The sequence below is a fragment of the Streptomonospora halophila genome (assembly GCF_039542725.1).
Taxonomy (GTDB): Bacteria; Actinomycetota; Actinomycetes; order Streptosporangiales; family Streptosporangiaceae; genus Streptomonospora; species Streptomonospora halophila.
Genome location: NZ_BAABIK010000016.1, coordinates 101,063 through 117,005 on the forward strand (window position 1 = coordinate 101,063; position 15,943 = coordinate 117,005).

The following is a 15,943-nucleotide window of genomic DNA, read 5'->3' on the forward strand; positions in this document are numbered from 1 at the left end:
CGCCCCCGCAGCCGTCCCGCATGGCGGGGGCCCGTCGGCGCGGGGCGAGCGCCGCCGGGAGAGCCGCCCCACCCGTACATGGTCGACGGGTCGCTGTCCTGCGCGGCGCCCGGGCACCACTCCCACCGCGTTCCCGCCGGTCGGCAGGGGAGACGCGTTGACTCCTTCCCCGGCCGAGCGGCACCGGTCCCCGTCCCAGCGCCCCGCGCCGGAACAACGGCGCTTCGCGCCGGGGAGCGCGGGGCGAACCCGAGCGCGCCGCCCGCCACGGACGGACCCGTCGGTCAGCCCTACTCCCTGGGGCCGGGGCCGTCCCGGTACGGCTCCTCGCCGTCGGGGCCGCCGTCGTCCTCGGACGCGTCCCCGCCGGAGCCGTCGTCCTCGGCGAGGATGCGGTAGAGGCCCCGCTTGGTCTCCGACAGCAGCCGCTTGGCGCGCTCGGCCTGGCCGTCGGTCCCGGCCTGGGCGACCTGGGCGGCCGCGGCCGCCAACTGGTAGGCCAGCGAGCTGATCTCGGCGTACCGCGCCATGGCGTCCTCGTGCTCCTCCGAGACGGCCTCCCAGGGCGGGATGAGGTCGGCGGCGTCGCGCTCGACGTACGCGCGTCCCTCGTCGGTCAGCTCGAACGGGCGGCGCCGGCCGTGGGCGTCCTCGGCGGGGCGCACCAGCCCCTCGTCCTCCAGCTGCTGCAGCATCGGATAGACCGATCCCGAGCTCGGACGCCAGACGTTGCCGCTGCGCTCGCGGCCCTCGCGGATGATCTCGTAGCCGCTGCGCGGCTCCTCCGCCAGCAGCAGCAGGATTCCGGTGCGGACGTCGCCGCGGCGGGCCCGCGGACCCCCGCGCCGCCGGCGCCCTCCCCCGCCGCCGAAAGGCCCGCCACCGGGCCCGGGCGGGAACGGACCGCCGCCCCACATCGGCCCGGGAGGCCCGGGAGGCCCGGGCGGAACGGGCGGCACCGGGCCGCCCGGCCAGCCGCGGCGCGGGCCCTGCGCCCACGCCGCCATCCTGCGCAGCGACCGGACGTTCCCGTGGTGGAAGCCGCGCGGACCGCACCAGCCGTCGGCCCGGCGCGCTCCCGCCCCGTCGTCGCGGTCGTCGGCGCTTTCGTCGCCGGGCCGGTAGGCCTCGCGCCCGGGCATCCCGGCGCGCTGTCCCCACGACCACGGCATCGACATCGCAGTCATCGTGCTACCCCCGTAGCTGTCGATACTCCTGAAACGTGTCTCGATAGATTACGCCCTATCGAGATACGTTTACGATATATCTATAACTCGGCTCCGTCAACGGTGTGTTCCGCACTCCCCCCGGCGCTCCGCGGAAGAGCCGCGGAACTGTTCATCCGGTGATCCACGCGGTGACGCCCGGCGGTGGCACGGTGGGATACCTCCGGGCACTCGGTGCTCGGCGCCTACCGCACGCACCGGATCGGAAAGGATTCCCCCCATGCCCCGCACCCGTCCCACCCTGCTCGCGCTCTCGGCTGCGCTGGCCTGCACGCTGGCCGCCGCCCCCGCCGCCCAGGCCGACCGCGGCGGCGGGCACGGCGACCCCGGCAGCGGCGGCCGCGGCGGCGGCACCGTGCGCTTCGCGACGTTCAACGCCTCGCTGAACAGGGCCGAACAGGGCGGTCTGGTCGAGGACCTGTCGAAGCCCGGCGACAAGCAGGCGCAGGCCGCCGCCGAGGTCGTCCAGCGCACCCGCCCCGACGTGCTGCTGGTCAACGAGTTCGACTACGACGAGCACGGCCGCGCCGCCGAGCTCTTCCAGCGCAACTACCTCGCGCGCCCCCAGAACGGCGCCGCGCCCATCCGCTACCGGTACCGCTACACCGCACCCGTCAACACCGGCGCGGCCTCCGGGTTCGACCTGAACAACGACGGTCGCACGGTGACCGAGCCGGGCGCGCCCGGATACGGCGACGACGCCTACGGCTTCGGCGCGTTCCCCGGCCAGTACGGAATGGTGGTCTACTCGCGCTACCCGATCGACCGCGGCGCCGTCCGCACGTTCCGGACCTTCCGCTGGGCCGACATGCCCGGCGCGCTGCTGCCCACCGATCCCGAGACGGGCGAGGACTACTACTCCGAGCAGGAGCGCGAGAAGCTGCGGCTGTCCTCCAAGAGCCACTGGGACGTGCCCGTGCGCCCGGGCCGCGGCCGGCCCGTGCACCTGCTCGCCTCCCACCCCACGCCGCCGAGCTTCGACGGCCCGGAGAAGCGCAACGTCGCCCGCAACCACGACGAGAACCGGTTCTTCGCCGACTACGTCGCGCCGAGCCGCAGCGGCTACATCTACGACGACGAGGGGCGGCGCGGCGGCCTGCACCCCGGTGCGCGGTTCGTGATCGCCGGCGACCTCAACGCCGACCCCGAGGACGGCGACGGCCACCCCCGCGCCACCCTCCAGCTGCTGGAGTCGTCCCGCGTCGACGGCCGCGTGCGGCCCACCAGCGAGGGCGCGCCGCAGGCCGCCGAGGAGCAGGGCGGCGCCAACGCCCAGCACACCGGAGACCCCGCCCTGGACACCGCCGACTTCGGCGAGCCGCAGCCGGGCAACCTGCGCGTGGACTACGTGCTGCCCTCCCGCGGGCTGCCGGTGGTCGACACCCGCGTGTTCTGGCCCGCCGCGGGCCGGCCCGGCGCCGAGGCCGCAGCGAAGGCCTCCGACCACCACCTCGTCTGGCTCGACGTCCGCCACCGCTGAGTACCGGCCGCCGGGCGGAGCGAGCCTCCCGCCCGGCGGCCGCGCCCGGAAGGACCCCCGCCGCGTGTAACGGTGCCCGGGGCGGGTAGCCGCGCCGGCGAAGGCGCGCGGCTACCGCCGTCGGGGGTGAGGCATGGACCGGCCCGCGAAGTCCGGGGAGAGGCAGGGCGCCGGGACGGGCTCGCAGCTGGGTCCGGCGCTGTCGGAGTACCGGCGCCGGCGCGACTTCGCCCGCACCGCCGAACCCGAGGGCGACGGCTCGGGCCGGCGGGACGGCGAAGGCCCGCTGTTCGTGATCCAGCGCCACGTCGCCCGGCGCGAGCACTACGACCTGCGCCTGGAGGTCGACGGCGTACTCAAGTCCTGGGCCGTGCCCAAGGGCCCCTCGACCGACCCGCGCGACAAGCGCCTGGCCGTGCCCACCGAGGACCACCCGCTCGACTACGCCGAGTTCGAGGGCTCCATCCCCGCCGGAGACTACGGCGGCGGCACCGTGATCGTGTGGGACACCGGCATCTACGCCAACACCACCGCCAAGAAGGGGGAGCCGATGAGCATGGCCGAGGGTCTGGAGCACGGGCACGTCTCCTTCGAGCTGCACGGCGAGAAGCTGACCGGCCGCTTCGCGCTCAACCGGTTCCGCTCCGGCGAGGATGAGGCGGAGGCGTGGCTGCTGGTCAAGGAGCGCGACTTTGGTGCGGACGCGCGGCGCGACCCGGTCTCCACCCAGCCGCACTCGGTACGGAGCGGCCGCGTGATCGACGAGGTCGCCGAGGAGGAGGGCCGCACCCTCAAGGGCCGTCCGCGCGACGGCGGGGAGGAGCGGTGAGCACCGCGGCGGTGCGGCCGCGCCCGGGGCGGCGCCCGGTCGAGATCGGCAGACCGGACAAGGAGCTGTTCGGCGAAGGCGGTGTCACCAAGCGCGAGCTGGCCGAGCACTACCGCGCCGTCGCGCCGATGATGCTGCCGCATGTGCGCGACCGGCCCCTGGCGCTGCACCGCTTCCCCGACGGGATCTTCGCCGACGGCGGCGCGGGGTTCTTCCAGAAGCAGCTGCCCGCGCACGCCCCCGACTGGATCGGCGGCGTCCAGGTGCACCGCGAGCAGGGCGGCGACATCACCATGGCGGTCTGCGACGACACGGCGTGCCTGCTGTGGCTCGCCGACCAGGCGGTGATCACCCCGCACCCGTGGCTGAGCCGCACCGGAGCGCTGGAGCACCCCGACCGCGTCATCGTCGACCTCGACCCGGCCGGCGACGACTTCGCCCTGGTGCGCGAGGCGGCCGCCGACGTCCGCGCGGGACTGGAGGAGGCCGGGCTCGCCGTGTTCGTGATGACCACGGGCTCGCGCGGGCTGCACGTGGTCGCGCCGCTGCGCCCCGAGCTGCACTTCGACGAGGTGCGCAAGTTCGCCCGCCGCCTGGCCGACGCGGTCGCCGCGCGGCGCCCCGACGCCTACACGACCGAGTTCCGCAAGGACAAGCGCCGCGGCCGGCTGTTCCTGGACGTGCTGCGCAACGCCTACGCCCAGCACGCGGTGGCGCCCTACGCCGTGCGCGCGCTGCCCGAGGCCCCGGTGGCCGTGCCGCTGGAATGGGAGGAACTGGAGGGTATCGCCTCCGCGCGGAACTGGACGGTGCGCACGCTGGGCGAGCGGCTGGAGCGGGCACACGCGGCCGGCGGCGACGCCTGGCACGGGATGGCGCGGCACGCCCGGTCGCCGCGCAAGGCGGTCGAGCGGCTGGCGAAGCTGGAGCGGCGCTCGCGGTGAGCGCCGCCCCCTGCGCGGTTCCCGGAAGGCGCGAACGGCGGTCCCCGGCGGCGGCCGCGCCGCCGCCGGGGCGCCTCGGCGCCGGCGGACGATCACACCTCGTCGAGTCCGAACCCGGTGAAGCGGATCAGGTCGGACATGGTGAAGACGCCGTCCTCGCCTCCGCCCAGCGCCGGCCGCCATCCGGGGTCGTTGCTGAGATAGGAGGACGGGTCGGCGGCCAGCAGCCCGAGGAACACCTCGGCGACGATCCGGCCGCCCACCGGGCCCAGGTGCCGCCCGTCGGCCAGCAGTTCGGCCTCGCGCAGGATGTAGTACCACAGCGGCGCCCCGCGCCGGGGCGTGTCCAGCTCGGACTCGGGCAGCGGCCGCACTCCCATCGCGCAGGCCACCGCCTGCCCCGAGGGCAGTCCCAGGCTCACACCGCGCGTGAGGTTGCGCCGGGCCAGCGACGCGACGCCCTCGGCCGCCTCCTCCGGCAGCTCCATCAGCGGAGGCGCGAGGAACGGGTCGATGGCCCGCGACGGCGCGGGCTCGCTGCCGTCCGTGCCCAGCGGGAAGGACCGGCGCCACTCGATCTGCCACTTCGGCGGCAGCGCGCGGAAGCCGCCCAGGTGGGTCAGCGGGTCGCTTTCGGAGACGGGTTCGGCGGTGAAGATGGGCAGGTCCGGCACCGTCGTGTTCAGCTTGTAGCGCGCCCGGACCATCGAGTGCGCGAAGCGGTAGGCCGCGACGGAGAACTCGACGGGCATGAACGGGTTGTTGCGCCACCGGTAGTGGCGCAGGTGGGCACGCTCGACCGCGTGGTGGGGCCCCGACGGCGGCAGGGCCCGGAGCACGTCGGCGAACGTCTCCTCGCCGACGACGCGCCGCAGGAAGTCGTGGATCACCACCCACTGGTAGTGCCAGCGCACGATGCGCTGGGCGGCGGCGAAGGAGCTCTCCTCGGGCGCCCGCCCGTCCTCCCGCAGCTCGGGCAGCCGCTCCACGACCTTGTTGTGGAACAGCTGCATGGTCAGCTGCAGATGGGTGACGAAGAGGTTCTCGTCGTTGCGCGGATCGGGGATGATCGCCGTCTCCTGCGCGTTGCGCTGCAGGTCGAGCAGGCCGTCGCGGCGGGCGACCAGGAAGCGGCCGGCGTTGTCGTCGTCGTAGAGGTAGGGCTGGTCGCCGGGGCCGCGCCCGTAGACCGAGTCCAGGTCGAAGAACGGCGAGCGGAAGTTGGTCAGCGCGTCGGGATCGTTGCGGCGCACCTGCAGCGGTGACGGGTCGTGGGTGATGTCGTGGTCGATGAACTGGCCGAGGAACGTGTAGCCCGAGGGCACGTCCGGGTTGTCCATCCCCGGGTCGCCGGGGCTGCGTTCCACCATGCGCCCGGCCAGCGCCTTGATCTCGTCCTCGGTAAGCCGGAGCGCGGGCAGGCGGCGGAACATCCGCCCGAACCTGCCCTCGAACATCGGCGACTCGGGCACGTGGCCGAGCCCGCGCGGGGCGAGGCCGTGGCCGCTGCGGGCCGACCGGGGCGCGGACCGGCGCGGCTCGGCTCCGGAGTCGGTGTCCGGCTCGGGCTGGACTGACGTTTCGGCGGTCGACTTCATGACGGCGTCCTCTTCTCCTGGCGCTCGATGATGCGGACTGCTGCGGCGCGAGGACGGGCGGCCGCCGACCGGGCCGGGAGCCGCGGAAACGGCTCCGGCGACGGTGTGCCAAGGGCGTCCGGAGCGTCGGGCGGCCTTCGCGCAGCGTTCTCTCAACCGCACGATCGGTCGCTTGGGACGCTGCGGCAATGCGGGTGGCCGACTACGGACAGTTGGTTCGCGCGGTGGAACCTTCCACCGCTTTCCGAGTCGGTGGCGGGGACTTTCATCGGATGGAATGGAGTATGCAGCGGGAGGCGCGGCCGGATCGCGCGTCGTGCGACGCCGGCGGTGGTGCGCGCCTCGCGGGACGGATGACCGTTCGCCGGCGGCCGACCGTCCGTGCCAGTGCGGGGCAAGACCGCGGCAAACGCAACCGCGCCGGTTAAACGTCGGGTAACCCGGGCAGCACGCACAGGCGCTGATTACGGTCCATCCGGAATCCACATTTCGGATGCACACATTCACCGCTCTGTGCACACCCTCGGCTCGGCGGCTGAGCATGCGCCGCCACGGGAAGCGGGAGGCGCGGTCGAGGAGGGTGTCGGTCGACCCCCCGATACGGCAGGTCGACCTGCCGAGGATTCGCGATACTGCCCGCCACCAACCCTGTTTTGTCGGGACAATCGCGACGAAACCACCCACCAGCGGGCGCCGGCGCCATGAACTGGCTCATAGTCCGAGCGCAGCAGCGCCTGTCACGCCCCTGCTCCGCGCCGCCGGCCGAGATCGCCCCCATAACCCGGCGTGTCGCGGGTAGTGGAGCAGATGACAGGGACGAGGCGGGCCCCTCCCGCCCCCTGAAGACAGCGATCGACGGATCGAGAGAGCCATCCCCCGAGGAGGAGATCCCATGGGGACCCGTAGGAACTGGATCGAACGCAAGGCGCGCCAGGTCATCGGTGGCAGGCTCGACGGAATGGGCGGCGGCTCTCCCGTCACCCGCACCCATCGCCCCCACCGCACGGGCGGTGCGGCAGCGACCCGCGGCCTGGGCGGCATCGTCCGGCGCGCACGGATGCACCGCGGAACCGGTCCGCGCCCCGGCGCACGGACGCGCGGCGGCGGCATGCCCCCGGAGATCCAGCGGGGCTTCCGCCAGGTGGAGAGCCGACTGCGGAGGGCGCTGCGGCGCCGCTGACCGCCTGACCGCACACGAGCGCCGCACGGCCCCGGGCCGTGCGGCGCTCGCACGCGTGTGCGCCGGGCGTGCGGCGGTGACGCGGCGGCCGGCTAGGCGCCCCCGTCGCCGGGGAGGTTCAGGCGCACCATGATGGCGGTGCCCTCGGCGGTCACCTCGCCGTCGTGGCGGATCTCGGCGGCGACCGAGACCTTGCGGCGCTCGGTGCCGGTGACGCGCGAGGTGATCTCCAGCGGCGTGTTCAGCGGGGTCGGGCGCCGGTAGTCCACGTCGAGGTTGGCGGTCAGGCCCGGCATCCCCTCGGCGACGGCCGCCGCGCCCAGGGCCTGGTCGAGGAGCGCGGCGAGCCAGCCGCCGTGCACGAGCCCGGGCGGGCCCTGGTAGGTGCCGTTCAGCCGCACCTGCGCGCGCAGGCCCCCCTCCGGCGCGGTCTCCAGGCGCAGCGGCGGAGCGGCGGCGTTGGTCGGACCGGCGACGGCGTTGGTGAGCGTGCCGTACTCCACCCGGCCGTCGTCCCACGTGCGGCGCACCATGGTGCCGACGTCGTGCCGGGGGCCGTCCCGGAGCTGCGCGGCGGCCGCGGCCACAGCCGCGCGCGCCGCCGAAAGCTCCTCGGCCCCGGCCCGCGTGCGGGCGACGGCGTCGACGAGCGAGCGCACCTCGGCGACCAGGGACGTCAGCTCCGCGGGGATCTCCTCCTCGCCGACCACGGCGAGGCCGTAGTCGCGGGGGTCGGGGAGTTCGGCAACCGGATCGGCGTCGACCGTCATGGCTTCCTTCGCTCTGCAGTGTGTTCTGGGCTCGGCGGGCGGCACTGCGCACCCGGCCCGCAGCGAATCCGCTGCGGTCGGGCCGTGCGGACCGAGCGCCGCCGCGCCGGACGTCCAGCCATGTTACTTGCTGGTAGGTTCATGATCGCCTCCCGCACCGGGGGGAGGCAACGCGACGACCGTCACAGGGGCGGTCGGCGGCGCCGGGCGCCGCAGCCGGCCTGTTCGCGGGCCGGCCCGGGGCCGGCACGAGTGCGCAGGCCCGCTCTTCGCGGCACCGACCGCCGGGCGAGGTACCGGGCGAGCGCGAGCGGCGGAGCCGCGGGAGGACGCGCATCGGCGGGGAGCCGGGCTCAGGCCAGGAGCTTGTACATGTCCCGGTGCACGATGCCCGCGTCCATGAACTCCTCGCCGCGGGCGGTGTAGCCCAGCCGCTCGTAGAAGTCCAGAGCGCGGGTCTGCGCGTGCAGTTCGACGGCTCCCAGTCCCAGCTTGCGCGCCCGGTCCTCGACGGCGCGGACCAGCGCGGCCCCGGCGCCCGTCCCGCGGGCCTCGGGCAGTACCGCCAGCCGGCCGAGGACGCCCCGCTCCCCCTCGGTGACGAGCCGGCCGGTCCCGACGGGCACTCCGCCGGCGCGCGCCAAGAGGTGGTCGGCGGCGAGGTCGCGGGAGTCCCACTCCTCGGCGATGGGCACCCCCTGCTCGGCGACGAACACGGCGCCGCGGATCGCGAAGACGGCGGCGCGGTCCTGAGGGCTCTCCGCGAGGTCGATAGTGAGCACGCGCGGAATTCTAGACCCGGCACGGGGTGCCGGTGCCGGGCGGCGGGCGCCGGGGCCGGGGCCGGACTCGGCCGACACGCCCGCCGGGGCCCGCCTAAGCTGGGGCTATGAGCGACGAGTCCGCCGATCGTGCGCGGTTCTGGCGCCATCCCGGCCTGCCGGGCGTGGAGCTGCTCAAGGCGCATTACGTACGCCACACCTTCAACCGGCACACGCACGACACCTACACCTTCGCCCTCGTCGAGTCGGGCGTCGAGGTCACCTACTACAAGGGCGGCGACGTCAGCATCAGCGCCGGCGGACTGATGGTGGTCGAGCCGCACGAGGTCCACACCGGCCACGCCGGGGTGCCCGACGGCTGGCGCTACCGGGTGCTCTATCCCGAGGTCGACGTGGTCGCCGCCGCGGCGCGCGACCTCGGCATGGACCGCATTCCGCCCTTCACCCCCGAGGAGGTCCGCGACCCGGCGTCATCGCGCCTCGTGCGGGCCGCGCACCGGGCCACCGAGCAGGGCGACCGGCTCAGCGCCTCCACGCTCATCCGCCAGGCCCTGCACCTGCTGCTCTCCCGGCACACCCGCGCGGGCACCGCACCGCACGGGCCGCAACCGCCCGGCTCCGGCCGCGCCGTCGACCGCGCCCGCGAACTGCTGCACACCGCCCTGGCCGACCCGCCCGGCCTGGAGGAGCTGGCCGCAGCCGTGGACACCCCGCCCTTCGCGCTCCTGAGGGCGTTCCGCGCGGCGCACGGACTGCCCCCGCACGCCTACGTGAACAACGTCCGGGTGCAGCGCGCCCGGCGGCTGCTGGCCGACGGCATGGCGCCCGCCGACGTGTCCGCCGCTCTCGGATTCGCCGACCAGCCGCACTTCACGCGCCACTTCAAACGCTCCACCGGCGTGCCGCCCGGCGCCTTCCAGCGGGGAGTCCTGGGGCCGCCGGAGGCGGGGTAGCCCTCGGCCCCGGTGCGGGATCCGGCGCCCGGCCGTCGGCGCCCGCAATATCGTTCAAGACGGCCGTGCGCCGACGCCGCTAGCGTCGGCGGATGTGAACACCTCCACCGCTCTTCTGCCGCCCCCGGTGCGCGACGGGCTGGGGATGGGCGTGGCCGTGGGCCTGTCCGGGACCGCGTTCGGGGCCGCCGCCGTCACGGCCGGGCTCTCGGTGCCCCAGGCGTGCGTGCTGAGCCTGTTCGCCTTCACCGGCGCGTCGCAGTTCGCCCTGGTGGGCGTGGTGGCCGGCGGAGGCGGCCTGGCGGCGGGCGCGGCCGGCGCGCTGCTGCTGGGTGCACGCAACACCCTCTACGGCCTGCGGTTGGCCGACCTGCTGCACTGGCGGGGCCCGCGGCGGCTGCTCGTCGCCCACGGCGTCATCGACGAGACGGCCGCCGGAGCGTTCGCGCAGCCCACCGCGGCGTGGGCGCGCACCTCCTTCGTCACGGTCTTCGCCTCCATCTACCTCGTCTGGAACCTGACCACGCTCCTCGGCGCGCTGGCCACCGAGCGGATCGGCGACACCGACGCGTTCGGGCTGGACGCCATGAGCGCGGCGGTCTTCTTGGCCCTGGTCGGCACGCGGCTGCGCGGCAACCGGCGCGAGCAGGCCGTCGCGGTGCTCGGCGCGGCGATCGCGCTCGCCGCCGTGCCGGTCGCGCCGCCCGGCGTGCCGGTCCTGCTCGCCTCGGCGGCGGCGCTGCTCGTACCGAGCGGGGCGGCGGGAGCCGTGGAGGGCGGCGGGCCGACCGGGCCCGGACGCGGCGGAGAGGAACCCACGGACGGGGAGGCGCGCACATGACGCTCTGGCTGGTCATCATCGGCACCTGCGCCGGGTGCTACGTGCTCAAGCTGGCCGGGCTCTCGGCTCCGCGCCGGCTGCTGGACCACCCGCTCGTGCGGCGCTTCGCGATGACCGTCCCCGTGGCGCTGCTGGCGGCCCTGATCGCCGTGCAGACCGCGAGCGACGGCGGCCGGGAGCTGGTCTTCGACCCCGCGCGCATCGGCGGGGTGGCCGCCGCCGCGGTCGCCCTCCTGCTGCGCGCCCCGTTCCTGGTGGTGCTGGCCGTGGCGGCGGCGACGGCCGCGGGCCTGCGCCTGCTGGGGCTGTGACCGCCGGGCGGCGGGGGCGAGGGCCGGGCCGGGGGTCCCGGGCCTTGGGGCGCCTTTCCACCCGCCTCTGCCCCGCCGCCGAGGTGACGGACCCGCCGCGGGCGGGCAGAAGTCGGTCGTGACCATCCCGCGAGCCGGAGGACGCCGATGACCGAGGAGTACGGGAACGCGGCCACCGCCGCCGAGGGCTTCGACGCCGGGGCGCACCCGCCCGGGCGGGGCGCGGCGGCGCACTGGCGCACCGCCGCCGAGGAGGTCGCCGACGTGCTGGCCGGCGCCGGCGTCCGCCACTGCTACACCGTGCCCGGCGAGAGCTTCCTGGAGCTGGCCGACGCCGTGGACCGGCACACCGACCTGGGACTGGTCTCGACCCGCCACGAGAACGGCGCCGCCTTCATGGCCGAGGCCGAGGCCAAGCTCACCGGAGTCCCCGCCGTCGCCGCGGCCACCCGCGGCCCCGGCGCCGCCAACCTGGCCGTGGGCGTGCACACCGCGCGCCAGGACTCCACCCCCATGGTGGTGTTCCTCGGCCAGGTCACCAGCGACCACCTGGGCCGCGAGGCGTTCCAGGAGGTCGACCTCACCGCCTTCTACTCCCCCATCACCAAGTGGACCACCACCGCCACCCGCGCCGACCGGCTCGCCGAGATCACCGCGCAGGCCCTGCGGGTGGCCACCACCGGCCGCCCCGGGCCGGTCGCCGTCGCGGTGCCGGGCGACCTGTTCGGGCAGCGCGTCCCGCCGGCCGCCGCCCTGCCCGGCGCGGCACCGCCGCGCCCGGCGCTCAGCGAGGACGACCGGGACCGGCTGGCCGAGTGGCTGGCCGCGGCCGAGCGCCCGGTGATCGTCGCGGGCGGGGGCGCGCGCAGCGCCCGCGAGGAGCTGGTCGCCACCGCCGAGCGCTACAACACGGGCGTCTACACCTCCTGGCGGCGCCAGGACGTGTTCCCCAACGACCACCCGCTCTACCTCGGCCATCTCGGGCTCGGCTGCCCCAAGCCGGTGCTGCGGGCGCTGGAGGAGGCCGACGCGGTGCTGGTCGTCGGCTCGCGGCTGAGCGAGATCACCAGCCAGACCTACCGGCTGCCCGCATCGGCCGGGCCGGGGCCCGGATCACCCGTCGCCCAGATCGACATCGACCCCGACCAGATCGGGGCCGTCACCGGCGTGTGGCTGGGCGCCGTGGCCGACGCCCGCTCGGCGCTGGACTCGCTCGCCGCGCTGCCCGTGGCCACGCCCGAGCGCGACTACGGCGAGGCCCACCACGTGTGGGAGCGCACCGCCACCGCGCCGGCCGAGGCCGCCACCCACCCCGGCGGGCGCATGCACCCGTGGGCGGTGGTCGAGGGGATGCGCAAGGCCCTGCCCGACGATTCGGTGATCACCAACGACGCCGGGAACTTCGCCGCCTTCCTGCACCGCGGCTGGACCTACCGGCACCCGCACACCCAGCTCGCGCCCACCAGCGGAGCCATGGGCTACGCGGTTCCGGCGGCGGTGGCCGCCAAGCTCACCGCGCCGCACCGCACCGTCGTGGCCGCGGTCGGCGACGGCGGGCTGCTGATGACCGGACAGGAGCTGGAGACCGCGGTCAGGCTGGGGCTGGCGATCACCGTGGTGGTCTTCCAGAACGGGCTCTACGGCACCATCGCGATGCACCAGGCGCGGGAGCTGGGACGTACGGCGGGCACCGACATCAGCGGGCCGCTGGACCTGGCCGCCTACGCACGCGGCCTGGGCGCGCTCGGTGCCACCGCCACGGACCCGGTGGAGCTGGCCGACGCGCTGGACTCGGCGCTCGCGTCCGAGCTGCCCACGCTCGTCGACGTCCGCACCGACCCCGATGTGATCAGTCCGGAGGCCACCATGAGCGGGCTGCTCGGCGGCGCCTGACGGCCGGGCGCGGTCTCCGTGCTCCGGCAGGGGCGGACGACCGCGCCCGGGACGGGCGGGTCACTCCTCGCGCAGCAGCTCCAGCGCCGCCTCCAGGTCGCGCGGGTACGGGCTCTCGAACTCGACCCGGCGGCCCAGAGTGGGGTGCTCGAAGCCCAGCCGCACCGCGTGCAGCCACTGGCGCCGCACGCCGAGGCGCTCGGCCAGCGCGGGATCGGCTCCGTAGAGGTGGTCGCCCACGCACGGGTGGCGCAGCGCCGACATGTGCACCCGGATCTGGTGGGTGCGCCCGGTTTCCAGCTTGATCTCCAGCAGGCTGGCGGCGCGGAACGCCTCTACGGTGTCGTAGTGGGTCACCGAGGGCCGGCCGCCGGCCACCACGGCCCACCGGCCGTCGCCCGCGGGGTGGCGGTCGATGGGCGCGTCGACGGTGCCGCGCAGCGGGTCGGGGTGGCCCTGCACGAGAGCGTGGTAGACCTTGTCCACCACCCGCTCCTTGAAGGCGCGCTTGAGCACGCTGTAGGCGGCCTCGCTCTTGGCCAGCACCATCAGGCCGGTGGTGTTGGCGTCCAGCCGGTGCACGATGCCCTGGCGTTCGGCGGCGCCGCTGGTGGCCAGCTCGACGCCCGAGGCCAGCAGGCCCTGGAGCACGGTGGGACCGGTCCAGCCCACGGTCGGGTGGGCCACGACGGCCGCGGGCTTGTCCACGACCACGATGTCGGCGTCCTCGTGGACCACGCTCAGGCCCGGCACGGGTTCGGCCCGCGCCGCGGGCGGCTCCGGCGGCGGGGGCAGCGTGACCTCCAGCCAGCTTCCCGCCTCCAGCCGGTCGGACTTGGCGGCGGCGCCGCCGTCGACCGTGACGTTGCCGTCGGCGATGAGCTCGGCGGCGCGGGTGCGCGAGAGGCCGAACATGCGGGCCATGGCGGAGTCGATGCGCTCGCCCTCGACGCCGTCGGGCACGGGCATGGCGCGGTGGTCGCCGGTCCTGGTCGGGCCGGTCACGCCGATCGCCCTCCGTCCTCACTGCGGGCCCCGGGCTCCTCCGGGACATCGGGCTCGCCGCCGCGCGCGGCGGTGGTGCCGTCCCCGCCGGTGCGGGTCTCGCCGGAGGCGCGCTCCGGCGTGTCGGGCCCGGCCGCGCCCTCGGCCTCCGGCTCGGCGCCGGAGGCCCCGCCGCCGCTCGCGGCGTCCGACTCGCGGGTGCCGTCGATGTTGATGCCGCGGAAGGTCAGCAGCACCGCGAGCGCGCCGCCCACGACGATGCAGGAGTCGGCGATGTTGAACACCGGGAAGTTGGGCACCTGGATCCAGTCCACGACCGCGCCGTGCAGCGGGGCCGGCGGGCGGAACGCCCGGTCGACCAGGTTGCCCAGGGCGCCGCCCAGGATCAGCCCGAGCGCCAGGGTCCAGGGCACGCTGGCCAGCTTGCGCGCCAGAAAGAGGATGTAGACCACCACCGCCGTGGCGATGAGGAAGAACAGCCAGGGCAGTCCCTGGCCCATGGAGAACGCGGCGCCCGTGTTGAACACGAGCGTGAACTGCAGCAGCTCGCCCACGACACGCATGGACTCACCGGGCTCGAAGCCGGCGAGCGCGGCCTCCTTGGTGGCGTAGTCGGCCCCCAGGGCCGCCGCCGCCACCGCCGACAACAGAACGAACCGCCGCGGCCGGCGCGCGGCGGGTCCGTTCACGGTCCGATCTTGGGCCCCGGGGGGCTCGACGTCACTCAGCGACGCTCCTCGCGCTGTTTGCACTGCACACACAATGTGGCGCGGGGGAATGCCTGCAGCCGCGCCTTGCCGATGGCGTTGCCGCAGGACTCGCAGACCCCGTAGGTCCCCGCGTCCATCCGCTGGATCGCGCGCTCGCTCTGGGCGAGCAGCTCACGGCTATTGTAGTTCAGCGCGAGGTCGTGCTCGCGCTGGTAGGCCTTGGCACCGGTGTCGGTGGGATCGTCGCCGGCTCCCTCGACCGAGTCCGACAGCCGCTCGGCCATCTCGGACTCGGCGGCGGCGATGCCGCTCCGCAGCTCGGCGACCTCGGACTCCAGTCCGTGGCGGACCTCGGCCAACTCGGCCTCGGTCCACGGGTCCTCGCCGGGACGAACGGGCAGATCGGCCGCGTTGGAGACACCCATGGTCGCCCCGTCCTTTCCGCCGCGGGCCTCTTCACCGGATTTGCCGGTCGTGGTAGTCGACGCCATCAGGCACTCACCCCCTCGGCCGCCGCGGCACGGCGGCCGTGAACCCCGTTCTGACGTGCGATTTCACCGCCTGCAGCGGTGCCCGCACAGGATGCCGGGTAGCTTAAACGCCCGTCGGGAGCGAATCAACCATCGACAACGCAGTGTGGAACACTCCCGGCTTTCCGCGTCTATCCCCCAGGTGTTCCCGATCGAGGCGCCGATACGCTTCCGTCGGGGGCGGCGCGCCTCCTCCCGGCGCCGCCGCGCCCCCCGACGCGCTACTGCGCGGTGGCGTATCCGCCGTAATCATCGGCCAGAACGGCCAGGTGCGGCTCGTCGAAGGTCGCCGGTCCGCCGTGCGGGCCGGTCGCCACCTCGATCACCCAGTCGACGTCCTCGGCGTCGTCCTCGCCGGCCAGCATGTCGCGGTGCACCGTGCAGGGCTCGTAACCCTGGTCCTGCAACTGCTCCGCCAGCTCCTCGGCGTCCTCCCGCTCGGAGAGCGTCACCAGCACGGTGCCCTCCCGCCCGGTCGCGGCCACGGACCGCCTCCTTTCGTCGATCGCCACCACGTGCCTGCGCCGCGCCCCGCGCGGCGAGCGGGCCGCCGCGAGGTGCGGCCCGGCAGGCAAGTATGCACCGCAGGCCGCGGCCCGGGGAAAGGCGCGTGCCCGTTGGGCCCCCGATCGGACGCCGCCCCGCCCGTCGTGGGCTATCCTCGGCAGCACGGCAAGGCGCGGATGGGGACGAGTACCGCCGGAAACAGCCCAGAGCGACCCGGGGACGGTGGAAGCCCGGGGGCATGCCCGTCGGGAAGATCACCCCGGAGCCGCCGGAAGAACGGTGCGGCGCGCAGCGCCGACCCAGTAGACCCGGCCGCCGAGCGAAGCGAGAGGGGACGAGGCGGCCGGTCCGCCTCGCCCAAGGAGGGTGGTACCGCGGGGCGCG

At 75.1% G+C, this 15,943-nt stretch carries 16 protein-coding genes; 8 read left to right on the forward strand and 8 right to left on the reverse strand.

The annotated features are described in order from the left end of the window. Nucleotides 1–290 precede the first annotated feature (290 nt). A complete protein-coding gene (locus tag ABEA15_RS15110; protein WP_345557116.1) occupies nt 291–1,187 on the reverse strand; it encodes a PadR family transcriptional regulator in 897 nt (298 codons plus the stop codon). A 259-nt stretch (nt 1,188–1,446) separates the two neighbouring features. Between ABEA15_RS15110 and ABEA15_RS15115 the strand changes: the two genes are divergently transcribed. The 3 genes from ABEA15_RS15115 to ligD all read left to right on the forward strand — a co-directional run bounded on the left by ABEA15_RS15115 (nt 1,447) and on the right by ligD (nt 4,479). Continuing rightward, entirely contained in the window at nt 1,447–2,706 is a 1,260-nt protein-coding gene (locus ABEA15_RS15115) for an endonuclease/exonuclease/phosphatase family protein (RefSeq protein ID WP_345557117.1), read from the forward strand. A 133-nt stretch (nt 2,707–2,839) separates the two neighbouring features. Then, entirely contained in the window at nt 2,840–3,535 is a 696-nt protein-coding gene (locus ABEA15_RS15120; RefSeq protein ID WP_345557118.1) for a DNA polymerase ligase N-terminal domain-containing protein, read from the forward strand. Continuing rightward, on the forward strand, nt 3,532–4,479 hold the full coding sequence (gene ligD, locus ABEA15_RS15125; RefSeq protein WP_345557119.1) for a non-homologous end-joining DNA ligase: 948 nt from the start codon (nt 3,532–3,534) through the stop codon (nt 4,477–4,479). Before ABEA15_RS15120 ends, ligD begins: the two co-directional genes overlap by 4 nt. A 92-nt stretch (nt 4,480–4,571) precedes the next feature. On the opposite strand, the gene ABEA15_RS15130 is transcribed toward ligD, so the two are convergent. After that, nucleotides 4,572–6,077 carry a peroxidase family protein gene (locus ABEA15_RS15130; protein ID WP_345557120.1) on the reverse strand — a complete coding sequence of 502 codons (1,506 nt, stop codon included), beginning with the start codon at nt 6,075–6,077 and terminating at the stop codon, nt 4,572–4,574. A gap of 892 nt (nt 6,078–6,969) precedes the next feature. On the opposite strand from ABEA15_RS15130, the gene ABEA15_RS15135 reads away from it, so the two are divergent. Further along, complete coding sequence (locus ABEA15_RS15135) at nt 6,970–7,257, forward strand: hypothetical protein (protein ID WP_345557121.1); 288 nt, start codon at nt 6,970–6,972, stop codon at nt 7,255–7,257. Between the two features lie 92 nt (nt 7,258–7,349). On the opposite strand, the gene ABEA15_RS15140 is transcribed toward ABEA15_RS15135, so the two are convergent. Continuing rightward, complete coding sequence (locus tag ABEA15_RS15140) at nt 7,350–8,027, reverse strand: PaaI family thioesterase (RefSeq protein WP_345557122.1); 678 nt, start codon at nt 8,025–8,027, stop codon at nt 7,350–7,352. 353 nt (nt 8,028–8,380) lie between these two features. Further along, the gene (locus ABEA15_RS15145; RefSeq protein WP_345557123.1) at nt 8,381–8,809 is read right to left on the reverse strand and encodes a GNAT family N-acetyltransferase; all 429 of its coding nucleotides are present in this window, start codon (nt 8,807–8,809) and stop codon (nt 8,381–8,383) included. A gap of 107 nt (nt 8,810–8,916) precedes the next feature. On the opposite strand from ABEA15_RS15145, the gene ABEA15_RS15150 reads away from it, so the two are divergent. The 4 genes from ABEA15_RS15150 (at nt 8,917) to ABEA15_RS15165 (ending at nt 12,807) form a co-directional block, all read left to right on the forward strand. Continuing rightward, nucleotides 8,917–9,762, forward strand: coding sequence for an AraC family transcriptional regulator (locus ABEA15_RS15150; protein WP_345557124.1), 846 nt, complete (start codon nt 8,917–8,919; stop codon nt 9,760–9,762). A 127-nt stretch (nt 9,763–9,889) separates the two neighbouring features. Next, nucleotides 9,890–10,603, forward strand: a complete 714-nt coding sequence (locus ABEA15_RS15155) for an AzlC family ABC transporter permease (protein ID WP_345557141.1) — start codon at nt 9,890–9,892, stop codon at nt 10,601–10,603. Continuing rightward, on the forward strand, nt 10,600–10,914 hold the full coding sequence (locus tag ABEA15_RS15160) for an AzlD domain-containing protein (RefSeq protein WP_344145899.1): 315 nt from the start codon (nt 10,600–10,602) through the stop codon (nt 10,912–10,914). The genes ABEA15_RS15155 and ABEA15_RS15160 overlap by 4 nt, the downstream gene beginning before the upstream one ends. Before the next feature lie 147 nt (nt 10,915–11,061). After that, nucleotides 11,062–12,807, forward strand: coding sequence for a thiamine pyrophosphate-dependent enzyme (locus ABEA15_RS15165; protein ID WP_345557125.1), 1,746 nt, complete (start codon nt 11,062–11,064; stop codon nt 12,805–12,807). A 60-nt stretch (nt 12,808–12,867) separates the two neighbouring features. On the opposite strand, the gene ABEA15_RS15170 is transcribed toward ABEA15_RS15165, so the two are convergent. The 4 genes from ABEA15_RS15170 to ABEA15_RS15185 form a co-directional block, all read right to left on the reverse strand. Then, nucleotides 12,868–13,776, reverse strand: a complete 909-nt coding sequence (locus ABEA15_RS15170) for an RluA family pseudouridine synthase (protein WP_344145998.1) — start codon at nt 13,774–13,776, stop codon at nt 12,868–12,870. 32 nt (nt 13,777–13,808) lie between these two features. After that, nucleotides 13,809–14,501, reverse strand: coding sequence for a signal peptidase II (gene lspA / locus ABEA15_RS15175; protein WP_345557126.1), 693 nt, complete (start codon nt 14,499–14,501; stop codon nt 13,809–13,811). Nucleotides 14,502–14,536: 35 nt separating this feature from the next. After that, on the reverse strand, nt 14,537–14,947 hold the full coding sequence (locus tag ABEA15_RS15180; protein ID WP_344145908.1) for a TraR/DksA family transcriptional regulator: 411 nt from the start codon (nt 14,945–14,947) through the stop codon (nt 14,537–14,539). Nucleotides 14,948–15,273: 326 nt separating this feature from the next. Further along, complete coding sequence (locus ABEA15_RS15185) at nt 15,274–15,537, reverse strand: hypothetical protein (RefSeq protein ID WP_344145911.1); 264 nt, start codon at nt 15,535–15,537, stop codon at nt 15,274–15,276. Nucleotides 15,538–15,943 lie beyond the last annotated feature (406 nt).

What these genes read in the sequence shown, in the direction of transcription:
- ABEA15_RS15140 (WP_345557122.1), bottom strand. Translation starts at nt 8,027, where the DNA reads ATGACGGTCGACGCCGATCCGGTTGCCGAACTCCCCGACCCCCGCGAC.
- ABEA15_RS15115 (WP_345557117.1), top strand. Translation starts at nt 1,447, where the DNA reads ATGCCCCGCACCCGTCCCACCCTGCTCGCGCTCTCGGCTGCGCTGGCC.
- ABEA15_RS15170 (WP_344145998.1), bottom strand. Translation starts at nt 13,776, where the DNA reads ATGCCCGTGCCCGACGGCGTCGAGGGCGAGCGCATCGACTCCGCCATG.
- ABEA15_RS15160 (WP_344145899.1), top strand. Translation starts at nt 10,600, where the DNA reads ATGACGCTCTGGCTGGTCATCATCGGCACCTGCGCCGGGTGCTACGTG.
- ABEA15_RS15180 (WP_344145908.1), bottom strand. Translation starts at nt 14,947, where the DNA reads ATGGGTGTCTCCAACGCGGCCGATCTGCCCGTTCGTCCCGGCGAGGAC.
- ABEA15_RS15120 (WP_345557118.1), top strand. Translation starts at nt 2,840, where the DNA reads ATGGACCGGCCCGCGAAGTCCGGGGAGAGGCAGGGCGCCGGGACGGGC.
- ABEA15_RS15135 (WP_345557121.1), top strand. Translation starts at nt 6,970, where the DNA reads ATGGGGACCCGTAGGAACTGGATCGAACGCAAGGCGCGCCAGGTCATC.
- ABEA15_RS15130 (WP_345557120.1), bottom strand. Translation starts at nt 6,077, where the DNA reads ATGAAGTCGACCGCCGAAACGTCAGTCCAGCCCGAGCCGGACACCGAC.
- ABEA15_RS15150 (WP_345557124.1), top strand. Translation starts at nt 8,917, where the DNA reads ATGAGCGACGAGTCCGCCGATCGTGCGCGGTTCTGGCGCCATCCCGGC.
- ABEA15_RS15165 (WP_345557125.1), top strand. Translation starts at nt 11,062, where the DNA reads ATGACCGAGGAGTACGGGAACGCGGCCACCGCCGCCGAGGGCTTCGAC.
- ABEA15_RS15110 (WP_345557116.1), bottom strand. Translation starts at nt 1,187, where the DNA reads ATGACTGCGATGTCGATGCCGTGGTCGTGGGGACAGCGCGCCGGGATG.